General features: G+C 54.1%; 6 protein-coding genes and 1 pseudogene. 3 read left to right on the forward strand and 4 right to left on the reverse strand.

Annotated features, from left to right (window positions below; all coding sequences use genetic code 11):
- The 3 genes from ybiX to ybiJ all read left to right on the forward strand — a co-directional run.
- Nucleotides 1-669 (forward strand): PKHD-type hydroxylase YbiX (gene ybiX / locus FDX03_RS00250; RefSeq protein ID WP_137345449.1); only part of this gene is annotated, 669 nt, incomplete at its 5' end.
- 75 nt (nt 670-744) lie between these two features.
- Nucleotides 745-1,011, forward strand: a complete 267-nt coding sequence (locus FDX03_RS00255; protein ID WP_048212198.1) for a DksA/TraR family C4-type zinc finger protein — start codon at nt 745-747, stop codon at nt 1,009-1,011.
- A gap of 301 nt (nt 1,012-1,312) precedes the next feature.
- On the forward strand, nt 1,313-1,573 hold the full coding sequence (gene ybiJ, locus FDX03_RS00260) for a DUF1471 family protein YbiJ (RefSeq protein ID WP_048212199.1): 261 nt from the start codon (nt 1,313-1,315) through the stop codon (nt 1,571-1,573).
- 96 nt (nt 1,574-1,669) lie between these two features.
- Here the strand turns inward: ybiJ and FDX03_RS00265 are convergent, their stop codons facing one another.
- From FDX03_RS00265 to FDX03_RS22870, 4 genes and pseudogenes are all read right to left on the reverse strand, one after another.
- The gene (locus FDX03_RS00265; RefSeq protein WP_061067581.1) at nt 1,670-2,755 is read right to left on the reverse strand and encodes a malate/lactate/ureidoglycolate dehydrogenase; all 1,086 of its coding nucleotides are present in this window, start codon (nt 2,753-2,755) and stop codon (nt 1,670-1,672) included.
- Between the two features lie 171 nt (nt 2,756-2,926).
- Entirely contained in the window at nt 2,927-3,895 is a 969-nt protein-coding gene (gene ybiB, locus FDX03_RS00270) for a DNA-binding protein YbiB (protein WP_048212201.1), read from the reverse strand.
- 29 nt (nt 3,896-3,924) lie between these two features.
- Entirely contained in the window at nt 3,925-6,075 is a 2,151-nt protein-coding gene (dinG, locus tag FDX03_RS00275; protein WP_115643670.1) for an ATP-dependent DNA helicase DinG, read from the reverse strand.
- A gap of 96 nt (nt 6,076-6,171) precedes the next feature.
- Nucleotides 6,172-6,520 (reverse strand): annotated as a pseudogene (locus tag FDX03_RS22870) (ATP-dependent RNA helicase RhlE); the annotation flags it as partial.

Here is a 6,520-nt window from a genome sequence, read left to right on the forward strand (position 1 = left end):
CACATTCCCGGCGTTCTGTCGGCGCAGGATGTCGCCTGGTTTCGCGAACAACTGGACGCTGCCGACTGGGTTGATGGCCGCGCAACCACCGGCACTCAGGGCGCGCAGGTAAAAAACAACCAGCAGGTGGATACGCAAAGTGAGCGTTACGGCATTTTGCAACAGGCGGTACAAACCGCGGTGAATAACAGCCCGCTTTTCTTCGCCGCAGCATTACCGAAAACGCTCTCCACACCGCTGTTTAATCGCTACCAGAACAACGAAACCTACGGTTTTCACGTTGATGGCGCGGTGCGTAGTCACCCGGAAAACGGCTGGATGCGCACAGACCTTTCCGCCACCTTATTCCTCAGTAATCCCGACGATTATGCGGGAGGAGAGCTGCTGGTCAATGACACCTACGGCCAGCATGCGGTGAAACTTCCGGCAGGCGATCTGGTGCTTTACCCTTCCAGCAGCCTACATTGCGTCACGCCAGTAACCCATGGCGTTCGTGTGGCATCCTTTATGTGGGTACAATCGATGATCCGTGATGACAAAAATCGCGCCATGCTTTTTGAACTGGATAAAAACATTCAGTCCCTGAAGGCACGTCATGGGGAAAATAGCGAGATCCTGTCATTACTCAATCTCTACCATAACCTGCTGCGCGAATGGTCTGAAATCTGATACCGCTGATGCGTGGTCGTTTTTCGCCCATCACATCCGCTATACTTATTCTGTAGACATCAACAGGAGGTACATATGGCATCCGGATGGGCAAATGACGACGCTGTTAACGAACAGATCAACAATACGATTGAAGATGCTGTTGCCCGCGCCCGCGGTGAGTTACCGACGGGGGAAAGTCTGCATGAATGTGAAGAATGTGGCAATCCTATCCCGCAGGCGCGCCGTGAAGCGGTACCTGGCGTGCGTTTGTGCATCTCCTGCCAGCAGGATAAAGATTCACATAACTCTGCATTTTCAGGATATAATCGCAGAGGTTCGAAAGACAGCCAGCTACGTTGACTCATCTTTACCAAAAGTTTCAGCGCATACGATTTCCTTTACGAGCACGCTTTTTCACTCGCGGTGTAGCAAAATGTGCCGTTGTCACTTTCTCTGTAAAGCGCTATGACAAGAACTGTAAATCCCTCTTCTGAATTTATTAATATTCAATAAGTTATTTGTCATTCAATTTTTTTGATTGATGTCGTCAATTCTATTCGATTTTCTCTCACCGAAAAAAACGTGATACTTCTCACATCGACAGAACAACGTCTGCTGAACAGAACATCGACTAACCGAATAAACCTGCGAGAGAAAAATCATGAAAAACATTAAATTTGCTGTTGCTGCTATCGCCCTATCTACCCTGTCATTTGGTGTTTTCGCTGCTGAGCCGGTTACCTCCACTCAGGCGCAAAGCATGAATAAAATGGGTGTGGTATCTGCTGATGGCGCCACCACGCTGGACGGCCTGGAAGCAAAACTGGCTGAAAAAGCAGCTGCTGCTGGTGCAAGTGGTTACAGCATCACCTCCGCTGTCGGCAACGACAAAATGAGCGGCACCGCGGTTATCTACAAATAACCAACAGAATTCCTGTACGACCCAATGCTCCAACCCTCATTGACCCTGTTTGTTACCCTTTGTTTGCCCGTCCGCCACTGGACGGGCTTTTTTTATCTAACGTTCAAGCCGTTGGCGAAACGCCTGCAATACCGCATCCGGCATACCGATTTGCTGTGCCGCCTCACATATCGCTTGCCAACTTCCGGCATCAAGCGGGATACCCTGCGCCAGCCGCTCTTCACGGGTATTCACTTCCCACTCACCCGGTAACAGGATAGGCGTATCCTCAGCATGCGGCGACGCTTTGACCCATTCAGCAAATGCCGAAACCTGATTGTCACAGTCCGGGGCACCGAATAGTGTTGGGTTAATGATGATCGTGGTCATGCAGTTAATAATGGCGTCTGCGCTGTTCTGCAAACTGGCTTCGTGGGTCGTTTTACCGCCAGAAAGCGCACCGCCCATGATTTCACACATTGCCGCCAGCGCGTAGCCTTTATGCTGGGCAAAGGTGAGCAGCGAGCCCAATGGCGATTCCTGCATAACGGCAGGATCGGTAGTAGGAGCCCCCTGAGCATCAATCAGACAGCCCGGCGCAACCGGCTCACCTTTGTGCCACGCCACGCGCGTTTTGCCAAAAGCGATGGCGCTGGTCGCATAGTCCAGCAGCAACGGGAAATCATTTTTACGTGGAAACACAACGCAGAAAGGGTTGGTGCCAAAACGGCTATCACGACCATGGAACGGGGCAACCATCGGGATCCCCACCACATTCACAAAGTGTATAGAGACAAAGCCCGCCGCCGCACACTGCTCCGCCCAGTAGCCAATGCGCCCAATGTGGTGAGAATTATGCAGTGCTACCGCAGCAATTCCATACTGCTGTGCTTTCTCAATCCCCAGCGCGATAGCTTCATGCGCAGCTACCTGACCAAATGCGCAATCCCCATCCAGCGTAACCACTGCGCCCGCATCTTTGACCACTTTGGCATGACGATTGATCTGCAGATGTCCCTGCGAGAATGAGCGAATGTAGCTTGGGATCATCCCGATACCGTGTGAATCATGCCCGGCGAGATTTGAGGCTATCAGATGATCGGCCACCAACTGCGCCTCCTGCTCGTCACTCCCCATCTGTCGGAAAACGGCCTGAATAAACGCATGTAGCGTTGGCGCGTGAAAGCGATGTCCACTGTCCATTGTTATCTCCTGTTGTGTTGCGTGTTTGTTGTGTTTCTTATTTTTCAACAAACTATGCTGCGCTACGGTCGCCAGGAGGTCAATAATCGTGCAGAAATTTCACGTTGCAGAGGGTGCAGGACAGGAACGACTGACGGGCCAGATGACAGGCCCGTCGGGATGAAGAAAGGGTCAGAAGCTTTGATCGACGCGAGCAAGCCCGTCTGCCAGCGTGGCGGATTCTCCGGTGGCCACCAGACAGCAGGCCATCTGAATTTTCAATGAGGCCGGTATCGGCTCGCTTCCGGCCAGACAGCGTTCTATCCAGCGGGCAGTGGTTTCCGGATCTTTTGCTACCGGCAGTGGGACTGGCTCGTCAGGCATCTCACTCTGGCGGTCCTGTAGAACGCGCACTCCCGTCGGGTCTATCAGGCTTATCTGCGGACAGCGCTGCGGGTTGGCGTACACCTCGCCTTCGGTACCGTGCATCAGCAGACCACGGCCGCCGATGTCGCCAAAAAATTTCGCCACTCGCGAGACATATTCAGGATGAGAAACACTGGCAAGACGCAGCGCGGCATCTTCTGCAAACGGCGTGGCCAACTTCGCCAGCGTATGTGCACTGTTGCGCACCCCCATTCTCCAGCGCATCGCCAGTTGCTTATCCAGAGGCGGACACAGTGCGCGCACCGGAATAAATACCGGTTCATGACCATCCAGTTTTGCCTGTGCCTGGCCAGCATGCAGCGTGGGCATGATCCCCATCAGCTCAAAAATAGTTTCTGTCAGCACGCGGGTAGGATCCTCGCTGACGCCGTGCACCACCACCGGGAAGCCCAGCTTATGCAATAAGATAGCCAGCAGCGGCGTCAGATTGGCCTGCTTGCGCGCGCCATTGTAGCTGGGAATGACAATGGGCATGGGTTTGGCAACCGGCGGCGTCAGGCGAATGGTGTGGTTTTGCATCGCTTCGTAAAAGCCCAGCATTTCCGCTTCTCCCTCGCCTTTAATGCGCAACGCAATCAGCACGCCGCCCATTTCAAGATCCGGTACATCGCCATTCAGCATATGGGTATACAGTCCGCGAGCAGTATCCTGGTCCAGGTCACGCGCGTGATTTTTACCTCGCCCAATCTCTTTGATGATTTTGCGGTAATCCATCGATAACTCCTTTCCTGTTGCTCGCATCGTTAACGCCGACGGCGGCGCGTGGGTTTCGTTTTTTCTTTTGGTTTTACTATAACGTCTGGCACAGCAGGCTGCTCTATCGGAAAAATGGGTAACGCATTCAGTAAACGCTTGCCATAGTTTTTGGTCAACAACCGCTTATCGTAGATCACAACTTCACCCCAGCAGCCATGGCTACGAATGAGTCGCCCCACCTGCTGGATCAAATTGAACGACGCTGCTGGTAAGCTTTGCACCTCAAAAGGGTAGCGGTTCAGGCTTTTCAGCCACTCGCCCTCAGTGACCACTACCGGACTATCGATGGGCGGAAACGCGATTTTGTGAATATGTACCTGGGTCAGCAATTCGCCTTTCAAATCCAGACCTTCGGCAAAAGATTGCAGTCCAACCAGTACACTGCGTTCACCGTTTTCCACCCGCTTTCGGTGTAACTCCACCAGACGATAGCGCGGCTGGTCGCCCTGTACCAGCAGCAGCAAGCGCAGATCGGTAACGTGCTCAAGAAAACGCTGCATCGCCCGTCCGCTGGCAAAAAGCACCAACATGCCCTGATGCTTTTTACTTTCCAGTTGCTCGCGGAAATAGGCGGCCATTTCCGCGATATGCTGCTCTTCGTTATCAATTAACGGTTCGTAGCGCATCTGCGGAATGACGATTTTGCCCTGTTCAACGTGGTTAAACGGTGAGTCCAGTGCAACAAAGCGATCTCCCGCTTTTTCTTTCAGACCGCTCATCTCCTGCAGACGCGAGAAGCTATTGAGAGAACGCAGCGTGGCAGAGGTGACAATAATATGCGGTACGCTACGCCACAGCAGTCTTTCGAGCTGATCGCTCACGCGGATCCCCACGCAGTGAAACCAGACGTGGATCTGTCCGTCACGCACCTCGCGCGTCGCCCATTTACTCACCGGCGCGCCTGACGACTGTGCCAGCGACGCCAGACGCCACAATTTGCTTTGCGCCTCGAACATGCCCAATGCCCGGTTCATCTGCAAAATAACCCGATGCAGACGCACAATATCGTGGGTACCGGTTTTTTCACTGAGATCGTTGAGGAACAGTTCTGCCAGGCCGCGCAGCATTTCCGTCAGTTTCGCCAGCCGCTGGCAGATCTCCATCACTTCACCAGGCAGTTCTCCCATTGCAAAGCGGTGTTCCGCTTCCTGGGTAGCGGGCATATAGAGATTGAGGATGTTATTAAGTGAAGCAATCAGTTCATACAGCTCTTCACAGTGACCGTTCAACCGCTCGGCATTCGCCAGCGGCGGCGTGGTTTTCGGGCGGAACTGCTCCATGCAGGTCGCCACTAATTTGCAGAACAGATCCAACTGAAGTCGATACCATGGGGCGCTGATTTCTGCACTCATCTCCAGCGCATCGCGGGCGACGTCCGGCAAATGGTGACCTTCATCAAGGACCAGCAACAGGTTTTTCGGCTCCGGCAAAACGGCTTCGCTTTCCATTGCCGCCATCACCAGCGCATGATTAGCCACCACCACTTCGGCTTCCTGAATCTCGCGGCGGGCGACAAAAAAAGGGCATTCACGATAGTAGTGACAGTTGCGATTCAGACAGCTGGCTTTATCGGTGCTCAGACGCTGCCAGAGTCCGTCGTCAATGGCGATATCGGTGTGATCGCGCAGCCCGTCCCACTTATAGCTGTCGAGATCGCCTTTCAACCTGGCACAGCGCTTTTGTTCTTCCTGATTATTTGGCGTCAGGTCATCGTCGAGAAAGGCCAGCAGATCCTGTTGATTGGGTTCGGTACTGGCCAGCGCGGCCAAATTGCGCGGGCAGACATAACGACCACGACCAAAAGCAGCGGTAAAACGCAGATCGGGGATGATTTTACGCAGCAACGGCAGGTCTTTGCTGTAGATCTGATCCTGCAACGCAACGTTAGCGGTACTGACCACCAGCGTTTTCTGTTCTTCACGCGCGATGGCAATACCGGGAATCAGATACGACAGGGTTTTCCCCACTCCGGTCGGCGCTTCAATCGCCAGATGCCGTCCTTCTTCACCTGCCAGCGTTTTCGCGACGTCAGCAATCATCTGCCGCTGCGGCGCACGGGGGATAAAATCGGGGATCTGTTCCTGAAGCGCCTTATACCAGGCGGCGATTTGCGCTTTTAACGCAGCCGTAAGTGCCATGAGAAAACCTGAAATACTGTATAAACAGCCACTATTGTGGCACTTTCTGGGACGTGTCGCAAAAAGAAAAGCCCGACCTTTCGGCCGGGCTCGCAATTACTGTGCGGAAGATGGTTTGCGCGGACGGCGCGGCGGACGAGGCTTATCGCCTGCCGGTTTGCCTTCGCCGCTACGCGGTTTCGCTTTTGGCGCACCGCCATCCTGACGACGCGGCTGCTGGCCACGCCCTGCTCCGCCCTGCCCGCGACCACCACCGCCGCCACGCTGCTGGCGACCGTTCTGGATCGGCTCAGCTTTAATGGAGGGATCCGGCTCATAGCCTGGCGTTGCAATACGCGGGATCTCTTTTTTCAGCAGCTTCTCGATGTCACGCAACAACTTGTGTTCATCGACGCACACCAGAGACAACGCTTCGCCGGTAGCGGCGGCACGCCCGGTACGGCCA

The organism is Citrobacter sp. wls827 (assembly GCF_005280875.1).
GTDB lineage: Bacteria > Pseudomonadota > Gammaproteobacteria > Enterobacterales > Enterobacteriaceae > Citrobacter > Citrobacter youngae.